Consider the following 15,340-nt stretch of genomic DNA (forward strand, 5'->3'; position numbering starts at 1 on the left):
CACAAAAGGGCTACCGCAAGGTAGTCCTTTTTCTATGATCAATATGTTACTCGGCATTACTTTTATACAATTTCACATAGTTTGTAAGTTCAGCTATCGCGAAAAATTGCTTCATTAATTGAGAATTCAATTTTTGTAAGGCAAGCTGAAAGGATATCTCCACTTTTTTGTAGTTATGTGTTTCTATTTCATTCAAAAGCTGTTTCATATTCTCGATATAATAAACAGTTTTCCTTAAACTGCTGATAAGAATAATTTTTCTTAATTCCGTTAAAGTGAAGACTCTGTAGCCATTATCTTTGTTCCTATTCGAAGAGATTAGCCCTTCTTGTTCCCAATGCCGAATAGCTGATGGATTAACTCCTGCCATTTGTGCAACTTCACCAATCGTCATTGAATCTGATACAGTTAAATCTTTGTATTTAGATAAATCAACATCCCGAAACATGCGTAAGACTTCCTCTAACCTTTCTTTTTCCACTTGGGTATTATGTTGCTCTTGATTGATTGCCCAAAGAGCAGACTCCATCTGCTGGCCTTTTATCTTCCTCATCACATCGTACACAACCGGAATTTCATATCCCTGCAATAATGCCCGAATGGTAATAAAAGCTTGCACATGGATGGAAGTGTAACATCTGCGGTTGCTGGCGGTCCTTGGTACATCTGGAATTAAGCCTTGATCTTCGTATCTCCTTAAAGTAGTGGTACTCACATTTAATTGCTTAGCTATCAGTGTAGGTGTATATATCTCTTCCATAATCATCATCGCCCCAAAACATTAAAGTTGAACCTTCAAGTGCTACAACAATATTAAATCGAATTTAGGTAGATATATCAAGGGAGGTAGAGGGATAAACCGAAAGATTGCATGAATGTTATATGATACTTTTATAGAACATAAAGGAGTGAGTTCATTGAAAAAGATAATACAATTAGCAAACCAATCAGAAATAGAAGTAGGTATGGCAGGGCTTCCAGATCGTCCATCCATCATGTTACCCATCGCTAAAAAATCTGTGTACAATCAGGAAGCAGAAAACTTAAAGCTATGGGGAGTAGATCCCGAATTAGGTAAACATTTTGTTGAAGGATTAGCGGACACTTTTCAAGTGCTTTATTTCGATTATGAAGGTCATCTATTTCAACATCCAGTGGAAAATCTAACAGCAGATCATATTGTGAAGGATCTTCTCCACATTGCGGATGAAATGAATGTTACAAGCTTTAGTTACTACGGTTATTCCTGGCTTGCGTTGATTGGATTGCAAATGGCTATAAGAACAGATCGCTTGGAGAGTTTGGTAATGGGAGGTTTTCCACCCTATAATGGCCCCTATCAAGAAATGAGGGTTGTGACCCATAAAACACATACACAAGCTTTGAGTAACCAAAATGAATCTGTAGAAAGCCCAACAGGATCGGAGAATCCAAACGAAATGGATTGGGACAATATAAAGGTTACCATAGATACCCGTGTTACAGCACAATTTGTCTCTCTATACCAGAGCCTCACAGCCTTTGATGATCGCAGTATTCAACATTTGCTTAGTCTCCCTAAACTAGCTTTTGCAGGTGGAAATGATACGATCGTTTACGGTGAAAATTTCGGGAACGTTACCGTTGACATCGTCGGGTTGTTAAAAAGAAATAAGGAGACGCTGGCTGATTTAGGTTGGGATGTTGAAATCCTTACGGGAGCCGAGATGGACCATACAAAAGCTATGCAACCAGCAGTAGTCTTACCACTGATTAAGCCTTGGTTTATGAACGTGTTACTAAAAAATACTGGATTGTAATTGTGGCAGATACAAAAATCCAGTGAATAAGGTATCCCAAAAGAACAATACTTTTTAGGGTAAAATCTTTAATTTGAAGAGATTAAATAGTAAACGATCTATGATAAGATTCCATATGTAATCGCTTACATTAATATATATGGAAGGAAGTGGTGTTGCAAATCTGCCCCACAAGGAATTGCTTCGACTACTAGAAATACAGACAAGCAGTATGTAGGTATGTAGTGACAAAAAATTTCAGGAGGTAGATTATGTTTAAATTTAACAAGAAAATCGTGACTGTAATTATGGCAGCTACAATGAGTTTCAGCTTGTTTGCAGCAACCTCAAGTGCAGCGACAGACTATTGGCAAAATTGGACCGATGGTGGCGGAACAGTAAATGCTACTAATGGATCTGGTGGGAATTACAGCGTTACATGGTCAAATACTGGTAACTTTGTTGTTGGTAAAGGTTGGAATACTGGATCCCCATCTAGAACAATAAACTACAATGCAGGCGTCTGGGCACCATCCGGCAATGGGTATTTAACTCTGTATGGGTGGACGAGAAACTCCCTCATAGAATATTACGTCGTTGATAGCTGGGGCACTTATAGACCTACTGGAACTTATAAAGGTACCGTGACCAGTGATGGAGGCACATATGATATATATACGACTACGAGAACGAACGCCCCTTCTATTGATGGTACGGCAACCTTCACACAGTTTTGGAGTGTAAGACAATCCAAGCGAGCAACGGGAAGCAATGTTGCGATCACTTTTGCCAACCACGTTAATGCTTGGAAAAGTTACGGAATGAATCTGGGCAGCAGTTGGTCTTATCAGGTGTTAGCGACAGAAGGATATCAAAGTAGCGGGAGCTCAAACGTAACAGTATGGTAACTTGAGCATCGGACCAGCTCAGGCATCTCCAGATTATTAAAATAACTATTAATCACTGTCATTGCTAAGGTTGTCGGTCCACAGCCGGCAGCCTTAGATCATTCAACAAATGATACTTAACTACATACCAGTGGTTGGAAAGGAGATATATCCATGAGAAAACTATTAATTTCTCTTTTAATAGTAGTTGTTATCAGCGCTTGTTCGCAAGAAAAGCCTGAACAGAAGGATACTTATGTATTAGTCAAAGGCGGGGCTTTCATTAACACAAATTCCAACTACAAAAGTACAACTATATCAAATTTCTATATCGGCCAATATGAAGTGACTCAGAAAGAGTGGGTTGAAATAATGGGAAGCAACCCTTCAGCATTCAAAGGCGACAACTTGCCAGTAGAAATGGTTAATTGGTATGACGTAATAGATTACTGTAATAAAAGAAGTATAAAAGAGGGGTTCAAACCCTATTACAATATAGATAAAAATAAAAAAGATCCGAATAATAAGAGTGATAACGATAATTTTAAATGGACAGTAACGCTCAATGTAGGAGCTAATGGTTACCGATTGCCTACTGAAGCAGAGTGGGAATATGCTGCAAGTGGAGGACAGTTGAGCAAAAGTTACATCTACAGTGGAAGCAATAAAGCAGATGAAGTAGCATGGTATTGGCAAAATGCTGGAGACAAATACTTATCAGGAGATTGGAACTGGCCGATCATAGAAAACAACCACAACAAAACAAAATCTATCGGTGGCAAAAAACCTAATGAGCTAGGTCTTTACGATATGTCAGGGAATGTAAGGGAATGGTGTTGGAACTGGTACGGAGATATAGATAGTAACAGCGGTTCTTTCCGGGTTGTAAAGGGTGGCGGGTGGATCGGCGGTATCAGCAACAACGAGATTTCTTTTCGGGGAAAGTTCGAAGCGAATGGTATGGGTGCTGATCAAGGTTTTCGAGTAATTCGTGGTGAGTAGAGGGGAACAAGACATACCAAGTATAATCGGAAAAAGCTGAAAAGGGTTTGATTAATAAACAAGCTTTGCGCTCGAATATAATCAAACCCCAATATGTATGTTTGCTATATTTCTTCGATCATTTGGATTAATTTTGACAACGCACTAGAAAAAACCGCGTTCCGGCGATACACAAACCATACCTGCAAATCTCGATATCCTTCAGGCAGACGGTGGGAAGTAATTACTCCCGCCTCTTCGGCCTTGGAAATCGAAGATTGGGGCAGCATTGACACGCCGAGTCCAGCTGAAACCCCACTTAGAATTACATCTAACGTTCCGTATTCCATAATCTTATAAGAGCTCATCCCGCTTTCATTTAGGAAACTCTCAGCTTTGGCACGATGTGTACATCCGACGTCGAAAAACAACATTGGCTTTGTAAGCAATTCGCGCATTTCGCTCTTACCTGGTTGTGAGATAAGCACCAGCTCCTCTTCGAAAGCAACAACATGTTCTATATCAGGCTGGTCAATGGGCCCATAAACAAAGGCTCCATCTAGTTGGTAATCAAGCACCTTTTGTAAGAGTTTATGCGTTTCTCCCGTTATAAGCGATAGATTAACCTCGGGATATCGTAAGTGATATTCGGTTAGCAGAGGCGTTAGATGAGTAGCCGCTGTTGTTTCGATGGAACCTAGACGGAGCGGACCAGCAGGGTGCTCAGAGTATTGTGTGGTTATCACAGCCTCGTCCATTAGTAATAATATTTTGTCTGTATATACCAGTAAGTTCTCACCTGCCGGCGTTAACGTCATCCCTCGATTGGATCGACGAAATAGGGGGATTTTCAGCTGAGCTTCTAGATACTGAATCCGGTTCGTCACATTTGATTGGACATAATTCAAGACTTGAGCAGCCTTCGTTATGCTACCCTCGCGAGCAACCGCTTGAAATATTCTCAAATCTCCACTTTCCATTTCCTTTGCACCTTCTTGGTATGATGATTTATGATAGTCACCTTCAGTTTTGATCATTTTACTGGATTACACCCACTATGTAAAATTTATTATAGATTCATTAATAACAACTTGAGGAAGGGGCTTAGATGATGAAAGCCATTATACATGCTGGAGAAGGTGGCCTGAAGGGCTTGAACTATAAAGAGATTATGGATAAAAGACCGGGGATTGGAGAAGTGAAGGTTAGGTTAAAGGCTGCAGGGCTAAACCACAGGGACTTGTTTATCATGGATGACCGAACAAAACAGGATGTTCCTTTGATTATCGGCTCTGATGGCGCGGGGAGAATTGAAGCAATAGGTGAAGGTGTGCTGGATCATAATGTAGGTGAAGATGTCATCATTAATCCGTGCATCGGATGGGAATATAGCGACAATATTCCAAACGTTCCAGCCATTGTAGGGGGACCTTCAGAAGGCACATTCGCTGAGTCAATCATCATTCCTGCGCAAAATGCCATCAGCAAGCCAGCTTACCTGTCATGGGAAGAAGCCGGCGTGCTGCCCTTATCTGCCTTAACAGCCTATCGGGCGCTATTCACTAGAGGCCGCTTAAAGAAAGGTGAACATGTTCTTATACCTGGCATTGGTGGTGGGGTTGCGACTTATGCCATGATGATGGCTTCAGCGGTGGGTGCACGGATCAGTGTCACTTCACGCAGTGAAACGAAAAGACAAGCTGCACTCGCTCATGGAGCTGATCATGCGTTTGACAGTCATAGCAACTGGAAGGAAAGAATGAAAGGAGACACCGTTCATCTCATCCTCGACAGCATTGGGCCTGCGACGTTCCCACATTACTTTGATATTATTAAACCCAATGGACGTATTGTTACGTTTGGTGCAAGCTCAGGAGATCGAATCGAAATCCCGACGCGAGCCATATTTTTCCCGCAAATTAGTATCATAGGTAGCTCAATGGGAAGTAGTGAAGAGTTTGCGGATATGCTTCAGTTTATGGAACACCATTCGATTCGACCTATCATTGATCGAGTGTATCCTTTACAAGACACAGTTCAAGCCTTTCACCGAATGCAGCAGGGAGAACAATTTGGTAATATCGCGATAAGAATAGAATGAGCGGAGTCCATTATAACTGGAATTCAAATGCCAAATATATCAATTTCGGAGACAGGAAACCACTTTTTCGAAGCCACATCTTTAAAAAATACTTGAATAGTGTAGGTGCCCTTTGTAGTAAAGGAATATGTATACTCATTGGTTTTGAACCAAAAGTTTTCTTCGCTGTTCTTAATTTGTTGAGCATCAATGGTTTCTGTTTTATCCGCAGGATCGGTGATCACAACCTTAATATCTGAAATTTCTGTTTTTAAATGATCCACCTGTAATAGAGTCGAAAATGCAAAACGTGACGGGCTTTTTACTTTACCAAAAATCTCTCCGTTATTATCGAGCATAACCATGTTTATATTAGGCTTGTAGATTCGAACGGTTTTACCTGATTCATCCAAGGCGAATAGTGCAAATAAATCTTTAGACAACTGTTCAGTCGTCAAGGAAATCGAACCTTCGGACAATATTGCGGGCTGTTTTTGAAGCACATTATTCAAATATAATGAAACTTCAGATGAGCCAGCTGCAGCATAAATTACGGTTCCCGGTAAAATCATGATGCAAAATCCTAAAAGAATCAGCTTCCTTATTTTTCTCAATGATTTTCCCTCCTATAGAGCTTTATGTTAATTATACCCATAAGATGGAAGATAGTTTCTTTTACACAATTAATAAAATATAAGAAGGTCAGTAGAGGGAAATACCCTTACCTGACCTTCTTGGTGTTAAATGAGAGAGTTATTATTTGAACCGTCTAATGGTAAATTGAAAAGCCGTTCCTTTTCCCGGTTTGCTTGTAACCGATATTTTTTCTCCCAGACCATTTACAATTTCCTCGGCGATAGCAAGCCCAAGACCACTTCCTTTTTCATTATGGGACTGTTCGCTTTTGTAAAATCTTTCAAAGATATAAGGGAGGTGCTCTTTTGCAATGCCGGGTCCATTGTCTGATATCTGCACAGTTACAACCCTCGAATGCACAATAGCATCAAAAGTTATTTTCCCATCCTCCTGAACGTATTTCATGGCGTTATCCATCAAAATATTGACTAATTGCAACACTTTATCTTTATTAGAAAAAACATCTGGAAGGTTTCTGGCGTTATCTGTAATCTCAAATACAATGCCCATTTCATCGGACAAGAAAGAGTATTTAGACTCAATAAGCATGACTAATTCTTGAGTATCTATTTTTTCTTTATTCCAAGTTTCTTTTTTATTTTGCATTCTTGATAATTCCAGTACATCATAAATCAATCGTTGCAAGCGCGCACATTCGGATAAAATAATTCCATAGTATTTATTTGTTTTTTCTTCATCTTGAATCATTCCATCTGCCAGCGTCTCCGTTAAAGCTCTGATAGAGGCAATGGGAGATTTCAGCTCATGGCTAATATTCGCTATATAATCCCGACGAGTCTTTTCAAGCTGCTTCATCTCCTTTAGATAGGAGGATATAAAGAAGCTGATTATTAGTGTGCCTAACAAAAGGGTACCTGTAAAAACGTAATAGAAGCCATTCAATACCGCTTGAAATTCACTACCAGGTTCTAATAAAAAGACGACTCCGACCGCTTGTTTATCCTGAATAATAGGTGCGCCTACGACAATGGATTTACTCGGAAACCCATTAATATTTTTAATCGCAGCGAATTTATTGTACTTAATTACTTCGGGAATATAATCTATAAGGGCATCCTTGAATTCTTCCGATGTAACATTGAAAAAAAGATGCTTATTTTCGTCACCAGGTGAAAGGTCATTTCCCTCTAAATCATACACCTTCATAAGATACGGTTTAAAACCTCGAATGCTCATCTCATTTTGTGCCATTTCAGCAGCTATAGCAGAGGCCTGAGGCAGCATATCTTTTAATTTATAATTCAAAAAAAGCTGTTTAATAATCAAGGTTCCTCCAAGTTGTCCTAAAATGAAACAAAAGAGGATGGCCAGATATATCACTTTTTTGTTGGAAGTTACTTTTTTCATGTGGAAGTCTCCATTTTGTAGCCCATCCCATAAACAGATTTGATTTCAAATCCCAAATTCTTTTCAGGTAGTTTTTTTCTCATTCTTTTTATGAGATTATCAACGGCTCTAGTATCACCGAAATAATCATAGCCCCAGACCTTATTTAAGATTTGTTCTCTTGAAAGCACCTTGTTTTTATTAATTGTAAAATAGATAAGCAATTCGATCTCTTTAGGTGTAAATTCCATTCGTGATCCATTAATTTTGATATTAAAAGCATTTCGGTCAATCTTCATTTCTCCCAGCGTCAGGATGGCGTCTTCACTTGGAAAGGTGTAATGAGTGCGTTTTAAAATGGTTTTTACTCTTGTGACGACCTCCCGGGGGGAGAACGGTTTTGTAATATAGTCATCTGCACCAATTTCCAAACCTAATATGCGGTCAGTTTCCTCACCTTTTGCGCTCAGCATTATAATCGGGACGTTACTAGTCAAGCGAATCTTACGGCAGACCTCTGTCCCAAAAAGTCCAGGCAGCATAATATCTAGAATTAAGAGATCAAAATGCTGATCTTCCAATTTGTAAAGAACTTCCTCACCATTGTATACGGATTCATATTCCATATTTTCCGCCTGTAAATAAGCAGATATGCTCTCATGTACAGCTATATTGTCATCACAAATTAGTATGTTCACTTTACCCTGCATAGCTACCACCTTTATTCCGATATCTTGGACCTTATTGTATGTAAATTGTCTAAAAGGAGCAAGGAAGACTGCATGTTCGTGAGGGAAATAATCGCATTCTAAATGGAATGGAAAGAGACCGATTGAAGGATCGGCCTCTTGTAACCAGAATAAGTTACTGTTCTATTATTTATTGCTGTCCTTATAGATGTTAGAAGTATCTATACTTATGGTGTGCGTTCCAGCATCCCATTCCAAATTAAAATCAAGTGATTTTGCAACATCCCTCAGCTTAAAATACTCACTACCGCCGATATTATAGCCCGTTACTGAAATCTCTTGTCCGTTCAAAGTTATCTTAGTGGCTGTCATAACACCGGTCTTTGAACTAGTATTTACAGATGCTGAAAGTTCAATGCCCGTCGGAGTGTACGTTTTGTCAGATGTAATGTTTAAAGTATTCGTATTTTCATCCGATGTCACTTCAAACTGTTGTGTAGTGTTGTTTACAACCATAGCAATGTCCCGTAATTTAAAATAGTTGCTGCCGTCGATATTGTACGCGTTAACAGATATCTTGTTACCATTCACCAACAATGATGATTTGGAAGGAATGGCAGCTGCGGATGCTTTTGGCGAAGTAGCACTAACCTTGTCCGCCCAAGCAAAAAGCTCATCCAGATCGTAATCTCCGCTGTGTGGAATATCCCAAGCCATTGCAAAGTCAACGTTTGAACCTTTGTTCTCAAGCTCTGTTGCCAATATAGTAGAAACAGCGAGGGAAGTATCACTATCCTTGGTTCCCATCCGAATCCGCCAATTATTTGTAGTGGTTGTTCCCTCAGTGCTGATATAGTTCATTGGATTCATCATTTTCACTAGATTCTGGTCAGCAAGTGTTCCCCCCGCTGTATCATGCTCCAAACCGAACTGAGTAAAATGCTGGGCAGCGACATTCGCTGTGCCGAATAGATCGTTTTCACCATTGCTCAGGTCTAAACCGTCAAAGGCTCCAGGCAGTTTCATTCTGCCCAAGTATGCGAGATATTGATCATAGTCGATATCCGTAACAGTGCCATTTTCAATGGTGATCCAGGTTTTGTCGGACAGATCTGTACCCGATTTTAACGCTTTTTGCGCTGAAGCGATCACAAAATCTTTGATGTAATCTTTAAAGGTGCCATTGCCGTCCGCATCCATCTTCAAAGCTGTTCCGTCAGTATTCGTAAGTCCTAGACTATTGACGTATTCAGGGAACATAGCTTCCAGTTCGTTAGATACCTGAATCTGATCCTCCGTCAATGTTCCTTCTACCAACGTTCTTTCCATGTTAAAATCCGTATTTCCGGAGAAATCAAGTTTTTCATAAGTGTTAATTCCGTTGAATTGCCACTCATAAGCTGCATCTGCGTTATCTAGATTCGTAATCGGCGTGTAGGCCGAAACGGCAAAAACGTCGTCACGCTCATCAGCTGCTCCGATCGCTTCCAAATAAGGCTCATATTCCGCATTGTTGCCGGTAGCACCCAGTAATGCGGAGAGCGCGCCGCCAGCACTTGTGCCGTTAGAGATGATCTTCTCGGCGTCACCAGGCATAATGTCGTCGTTAAAGCGAAGGTAGCGGACAGCCGCCTTCAGATCTACGATAGCTGCGGGTGCCTTACCAGTGTAAACACCTTTTTCGTCCTTTGTAGTTCTACCGCGAGCGCCTGGAGATGCGACCACATAACCTTTGGACAGGGCAACTGCGATAGCACTGGGAGATTCAGATGAAGGTTTTCCTGCGTTTTCGTCTTTACCCGCAGCGGGTTTATTCAATTCCGTTCCTGTATCGGCGTCTGGGGCTGCTGCGGATTCCTTGTCTGTTTTCGGAGCGCCGTTCTGTGGACCTGCCCCCATACCCATTCCTTTACCTGTTTCAGTACTACCTGGCTGAGCAGGCATATACCCGCCAACCTGGTTTGGGAAGAAGATAGGTGCGGTATCGGCGGTGTAACTACCGATCGACTTACCCTGGAAGTATTCCTCAGGGACATAGACGTTCATAGTTTCATAATTAATATCTACAGGGTTCTTTACATAAACGATATTCTCATATGCCCGATAAGTGACGGATTGACCATCCACCGTTATGGTCTTTGTAGTATAGTTAGTCGCATTGAATTTCAAGCTATACTCGCTGTTAGTTGCTGCACTTGCAGATCCTGTAGCGAAAGAGAGGCTCATCAGAGAACATGTGAGGATAGGGGCAATCCATTTTTTAAGTTTCATTTCGTATCTCCTTTTTCTAAAAATAGTAGATAATCTCATCAGTCTCTTTTGTACTAATCTGAATGATCCAGTGTCATATACCAACTCCTTCTTTTAAGGCCAACAAACGTTATCAATTAACTCTACTCAGGAGCTCGGATAAGAATGTAACAAAACATTGTGGCATAAAAATAGCATTGGTACTGGATTTCATTTGACAGAAGAGATGAGTTTGGTAAAATTTACATAGGTTATATCAATAGGAGGTTAGCAATGGATATCGCCATTGAGTTAATTGAAAGTATGTTGGTTAAATTTAGATCGGAAAAGAAATGGACGCTCCAAGCAATCGAGCAATGTACCCAAGAGGATATTACATGGTCCCCAACCGTGGAAAGTAACAGTATTGCAAATTTGGTTGCTCATATTAGCGGGGCAGTACACTCACGAATTGAAACCATTCTTTTAGATATTCCTGATACAAGAGATAGAGAGAGGGAGTTTGAAAGAGGTCTAGAAATGACTAAAGAACAAGCTATAACCATGACCAGGGATGCTTTTGATATTATTATCCAATATCTTGAACGGCTCCAATCTAACCCGGAGTTATTGATGTCACAACCCTTTCTTAATTTGCCACCCCTTACATATAGCCAAGTAAATAACGAGACCACTGCTCTTAATCTCATGATAGCGATGGTGAGAGAAGTCCATTATCATACAGGCCAAATCATCTATGCAGCAAAAATAAGAAAGGGACAGCTTGTGTGGCAATAATAGTTTAACTAGAGGAACGCTGTATACACTAACAAAGGACTGCCAAGAGGCAGTCCTTTGTTCACTCTAACTAGAATCCCCTCACACTGCTAGGGGTTACTTTTTTATGCTTTTTGAAGGTGCGGCTGAAATAGTAGATATCGCTGAAGCCGGTAGTGGTAGCGATTTCAGAAATCGTTAGCTGGGTATGGCGGAGCAAATAATCTGCACGGTCTAAACGGACAGCATTTACATATTCCGATATCGTATGCCCAGTTAGTTCCTTAAAGAGACGGCTGAAATGGAAGCGGCTTAGCCCCGTTAGCGCCGCAAGTTCGTCAACTTGAATCGGTTCCTGGTAATGGGTATCGATATAACGCAAAACAGGTGCGAAGCGTTCAACGGTCTGAATACGCCTCTCTTGCTCAGCTTGTGAGAGTACGGTGACGATATGTCTGCGCAACAACAGCGTTAACAGGCGGTATAGCTCGGACTTGACGGCCAGCTCGTAACCAAATTCGCGACGTTCCAGTTCCCGAATAATCGCCAAAGCACAGTCAGTAATATGCTGATCCCCCCGGATATGGTTACGTAACAGCAGCTGGTTCCGCTGAATCGGGGCGATGAACTTGGTTTCGGCAGCGTCGCTTACCGCACTATGCAGCAAAGAAGTATCTGCAATAATCGCATAATACAATAAATCAGAAGAAGCGCTTACCCCATAATGCAGCTCGTTGCTGTTCACAGCAACTAAATCGCCAGCCCGAACGTTGATCGGTGTTCGTCCGCACTCAAAAACAGCCTCACCACTTTCAATAAATATAAACTCAAGATGCTCATGCCAATGATGTGGGAACAACATAACTCCTTCTTGGTTGAAACGCTGGGTATGTACTTTAATCGGAAACTCGGGATCCGGCATGTCCATGGGTTCCTGTAGATGTTTATCATAGTCCAACATTTATAGACTGCACCTCCTATAGCACAATTGTACAAATGAAACCGCAAGGCTCTGCATGGTGTTTAGGGTTGAAATCATTATAATACGAATCATAACCTATGCAAAATAAAGGAGCGATTGTTAATGGATAAGATCAAAATTGGCGTAATAGGTACGGGCTCTATCTCCGGCATGCACTTAAGTGCTTATCGGAATAATCCGCAGACAACCATATATGCGGTATGTGATCTGAATGAAGAGCGTGCACGCGAAGTTGCTACAGAATATAACGTCGAGAAAGTATACACGGATTACCGTGAATTACTGGCCAATTCCGAAATAGATGCAGTAAGCATCTGCACATGGAACAACTCTCATGCCGAGATCAGCATCGCGGCGCTTGAGGCAGGCAAGCATGTGCTTGTGGAAAAGCCGCTTTGCCGTACGGTTGAAGAAGCGCTTCAGGTCCAGCAAGCTGTGGAAAAGAGCGGCAAGATTTTGCAAGTAGGCTTTGTACGACGTTATGACTCCAATGCCCAGCTCCTTCAGACGTTGGTGGAACAAGGAGAATTCGGCGAAATTTATTATGCAAAAGCAACGACGTTCCGGAGACTAGGCAATCCCGGCGGCTGGTTCAGTGATATTGAACGCTCCGGCGGCGGACCGCTGATCGATATTGGTGTCCATGTGATTGATCTATGCTGGTATTTGATGGGCCGTCCGAATCCAGTATCGGTAAGTGCTAATACCTACCGGAAGCTCGGCAATCGTTCTAATATTAAGAATCTCTCATTCTATAAAGCCGCCGATTACGACGCAGCGAACAATACGGTGGAAGATTTAGCGAATGCACTGATTCGCTTTGAGAATGGAGCTTCGCTAATGGTCGATGTCAGCTTTACACTGCATGCCAAAGAAGACGAGCGTTCGGTACGCCTGTATGGTGACAAGGGTGGTTTTGAAATTGATCCTGAGATAGTCATTGTTAAAGAACAGGCGGATACGATCGTCAATACCTATCCGCAGACCGATAATAAGGGGTTTGAGTTCAACAGTGCATTCCAGAATGAAATTAATCATTTTGCGAGCAACATCAGTACCGGCTCTACACCAATTAGTCCTGTGCAAGACGGCGTTACAATCATGAAGATACTCGGCGCGATCTATGAATCCGCAGCCAAAGGTGAAGAGGTGAAACTATGAAGTTAGGAATCAGCACTTACAGTTTGCATTCGGCTTTTTCAACGGGTGAGCTCACGCTTGAAGGAGTCATTGAGACGATCGCCGATCTGGGCGCAGAACATGCGGAGATTGTACCTTTGGGTATCAATTTGGTTGAAAATCCTGAGCTAATTGATCAGATTGTACGAACAGCAGCGGGTCGTGGACTAGAGTTATCCAATTATGCTATCGGGGCGAACTTTGCCGGGCTGGAGACAGCGGAAATGCAGCGGGAAGTCGAGCGGGTAAAGCGGGAAGTAGACGTGTGCGCGGCATTAGGCATTCAGCGGATGCGGCATGATGTAGCCTCCTCAAACGATCTATCCATCACGCATTTTTTGGAAGAGCTTCCACGTTTGGCTGAAGCCTGCCGAGAAATTGCTGATTATGCCGCAGGTTTAGGCATTACGACCAGTGTGGAGAATCATGGATACTTTATTCAGCACAGCGATCGTGTACAGGCGCTGGTTCATGCGGTGGGTAGAGACAACTTCCGTACAACACTCGACATTGGGAACTTCCTGTGCGCAGATGAGAACCCGCTAATAGCTGTACCTAACAACATCAAGCTTGCTTCAATGGTGCATTTCAAAGATTTCTATATTCGTCCGCAAGACCGCCAGCCTGGCGAAGGTTGGTTCCAATCCTCCGGTGGGAACTGGTTGAGAGGTGCCATCGTTGGTCAAGGAGACATCGATATGCCGAGTGTAATTCGAATCGTTAAGGAAAGCGGTTACGATGGATATATCTCTGTAGAATTTGAGGGAATGGAAGAGTGCCGTAAGGGAACAAGACTGGGGCTGGAATACATCAAGCGGGTTTGGAACCAAATCTAATTCATTATACTGGAGGATTATGCCATGGTTAAACCAATTATCACTAATAAAATCGGTGTTATCGTAGACAGCTTTCAGGTTGGAGTGAAAGAGGGATTGCGCAAGGCAAAAGAAGCTGGGGCAGATGGAGTTCAGATTTATGCGGTACAAGGCGAATTTGATCCCGCTACTCTCTCTCAGTCAGCACGCCGTGAATGGAAGGATTACATTGCTTCGCTAGGTTTAGAAATCTCTGCCCTCGTTGGAGATTTAGGCGGACATGGCTTTCAGGACCCTGCCCAGAACCGTGCCAAAATTGAAAAGTCCAAGCGCATTATGGAGCTGGCCAAGGAGCTAGGTACAGATATCGTAACTACACATATCGGTATTGTTCCTTCTAACCCTGCCAGTAAAATCTATGAAACCATGCACATTGCCTGTGAGGAACTTAGCAGATATGCACATGAGATGAATTCTTATTTTGCGATTGAGACTGGGCCAGAACCCGCTGCACGTCTGAAGACGTTCCTCGACGGTCTGGGTTCCAGAGGGGTTTCCGTTAATTTTGATCCGGCCAATATGGTCATGGTGACTGGTGATGATCCGGTGCAAGGTGTTCATACTCTAAAAGACTACATTGTACACACCCATGCTAAAGATGGTCTCAAGCTTGCCGATATCGATCCACGCGATGTTTACGGTCAATATGGTTATGAAGCACCAGCATTAGACCATGAGAAAATCGCTGAAATGGCCGAGACCGGCTCGGCATTCCGTGAAGTTCCGCTCGGAGCGGGTTCTGTTGATTGGAACAACTATCTGCAAGCACTGAACGACATCGGTTATACAGGATTCCTGACCATAGAACGGGAAGTTGGCACTAATCCGGAGGAAGATATCCGCCAGGCTGTGAATTTTTTAAAGGGTTTTCGGGTCTGAACACGGTAGTGATAAAGAATA

Annotated in this window: 15 protein-coding genes; 8 read left to right on the forward strand and 7 right to left on the reverse strand. The window is 42.1% G+C overall.

What is annotated here, in order from left to right; genetic code table 11:
- Nucleotides 1-46: 46 nt before the first annotated feature.
- Complete coding sequence (locus tag NST58_RS16270; RefSeq protein ID WP_076125585.1) at nucleotides 47-760, reverse strand: MerR family DNA-binding transcriptional regulator; 714 nt, start codon at nucleotides 758-760, stop codon at nucleotides 47-49.
- Nucleotides 761-917: 157 nt separating this feature from the next.
- Between NST58_RS16270 and NST58_RS16275 the strand changes: the two genes are divergently transcribed.
- From NST58_RS16275 to NST58_RS16285, 3 genes are all read left to right on the forward strand, one after another.
- Entirely contained in the window at nucleotides 918-1,799 is an 882-nt protein-coding gene (locus NST58_RS16275; protein ID WP_076306488.1) for an alpha/beta hydrolase, read from the forward strand.
- Between the two features lie 251 nt (nucleotides 1,800-2,050).
- A complete protein-coding gene (locus NST58_RS16280; protein ID WP_076190353.1) occupies nucleotides 2,051-2,686 on the forward strand; it encodes a glycoside hydrolase family 11 protein in 636 nt (211 codons plus the stop codon).
- Nucleotides 2,687-2,839: 153 nt separating this feature from the next.
- Nucleotides 2,840-3,667 carry an SUMF1/EgtB/PvdO family nonheme iron enzyme gene (locus tag NST58_RS16285; protein WP_339248726.1) on the forward strand — a complete coding sequence of 276 codons (828 nt, stop codon included), beginning with the start codon at nucleotides 2,840-2,842 and terminating at the stop codon, nucleotides 3,665-3,667.
- Between the two features lie 104 nt (nucleotides 3,668-3,771).
- Here the strand turns inward: NST58_RS16285 and NST58_RS16290 are convergent, their stop codons facing one another.
- Nucleotides 3,772-4,626, reverse strand: coding sequence for a LysR family transcriptional regulator (locus NST58_RS16290; protein WP_339248775.1), 855 nt, complete (start codon nucleotides 4,624-4,626; stop codon nucleotides 3,772-3,774).
- A gap of 131 nt (nucleotides 4,627-4,757) precedes the next feature.
- Here NST58_RS16290 and NST58_RS16295 point away from each other — a divergent pair, with 131 nt between their 5' ends.
- On the forward strand, nucleotides 4,758-5,747 hold the full coding sequence (locus tag NST58_RS16295) for a zinc-binding dehydrogenase (protein WP_339248776.1): 990 nt from the start codon (nucleotides 4,758-4,760) through the stop codon (nucleotides 5,745-5,747).
- Between the two features lie 23 nt (nucleotides 5,748-5,770).
- On the opposite strand, the gene NST58_RS16300 is transcribed toward NST58_RS16295, so the two are convergent.
- From NST58_RS16300 to NST58_RS16315, 4 genes are all read right to left on the reverse strand, one after another.
- Nucleotides 5,771-6,340, reverse strand: coding sequence for a hypothetical protein (locus tag NST58_RS16300; RefSeq protein WP_076125581.1), 570 nt, complete (start codon nucleotides 6,338-6,340; stop codon nucleotides 5,771-5,773).
- Between the two features lie 142 nt (nucleotides 6,341-6,482).
- The gene (locus tag NST58_RS16305; protein WP_076190352.1) at nucleotides 6,483-7,730 is read right to left on the reverse strand and encodes an ATP-binding protein; all 1,248 of its coding nucleotides are present in this window, start codon (nucleotides 7,728-7,730) and stop codon (nucleotides 6,483-6,485) included.
- Nucleotides 7,727-8,419, reverse strand: coding sequence for a response regulator transcription factor (locus NST58_RS16310; RefSeq protein ID WP_076278485.1), 693 nt, complete (start codon nucleotides 8,417-8,419; stop codon nucleotides 7,727-7,729). Before NST58_RS16310 ends, NST58_RS16305 begins: the two co-directional genes overlap by 4 nt.
- Nucleotides 8,420-8,584: 165 nt before the next feature.
- Complete coding sequence (locus NST58_RS16315) at nucleotides 8,585-10,669, reverse strand: subtype B tannase (RefSeq protein ID WP_339248727.1); 2,085 nt, start codon at nucleotides 10,667-10,669, stop codon at nucleotides 8,585-8,587.
- Between the two features lie 252 nt (nucleotides 10,670-10,921).
- On the opposite strand from NST58_RS16315, the gene NST58_RS16320 reads away from it, so the two are divergent.
- Nucleotides 10,922-11,425 carry a DUF1572 family protein gene (locus tag NST58_RS16320; protein WP_036677310.1) on the forward strand — a complete coding sequence of 168 codons (504 nt, stop codon included), beginning with the start codon at nucleotides 10,922-10,924 and terminating at the stop codon, nucleotides 11,423-11,425.
- A 70-nt stretch (nucleotides 11,426-11,495) separates the two neighbouring features.
- Here NST58_RS16320 and NST58_RS16325 read toward each other — a convergent pair whose 3' ends face one another.
- On the reverse strand, nucleotides 11,496-12,365 hold the full coding sequence (locus NST58_RS16325) for an AraC family transcriptional regulator (protein WP_036677307.1): 870 nt from the start codon (nucleotides 12,363-12,365) through the stop codon (nucleotides 11,496-11,498).
- Between the two features lie 123 nt (nucleotides 12,366-12,488).
- Here NST58_RS16325 and NST58_RS16330 point away from each other — a divergent pair, with 123 nt between their 5' ends.
- Genes NST58_RS16330 through NST58_RS16340 form a run of 3 tightly spaced genes read left to right on the forward strand, consistent with a single transcriptional unit; the run spans nucleotide 12,489 to nucleotide 15,319 of the window.
- Complete coding sequence (locus NST58_RS16330; protein WP_076125574.1) at nucleotides 12,489-13,547, forward strand: Gfo/Idh/MocA family oxidoreductase; 1,059 nt, start codon at nucleotides 12,489-12,491, stop codon at nucleotides 13,545-13,547.
- Nucleotides 13,544-14,401, forward strand: coding sequence for a sugar phosphate isomerase/epimerase family protein (locus tag NST58_RS16335; protein WP_076125572.1), 858 nt, complete (start codon nucleotides 13,544-13,546; stop codon nucleotides 14,399-14,401). Before NST58_RS16330 ends, NST58_RS16335 begins: the two co-directional genes overlap by 4 nt.
- 24 nt (nucleotides 14,402-14,425) lie before the next feature.
- Complete coding sequence (locus NST58_RS16340) at nucleotides 14,426-15,319, forward strand: sugar phosphate isomerase/epimerase family protein (RefSeq protein WP_036677301.1); 894 nt, start codon at nucleotides 14,426-14,428, stop codon at nucleotides 15,317-15,319.
- The last annotated feature ends 21 nt before the right edge of the window (nucleotides 15,320-15,340 follow it).

Origin of the sequence: Paenibacillus sp. FSL R10-2796, assembly GCF_037965315.1 — a bacterium.
In the GTDB taxonomy this organism is placed as follows: Bacteria; Bacillota; Bacilli; order Paenibacillales; family Paenibacillaceae; genus Paenibacillus_AQ; species Paenibacillus_AQ odorifer.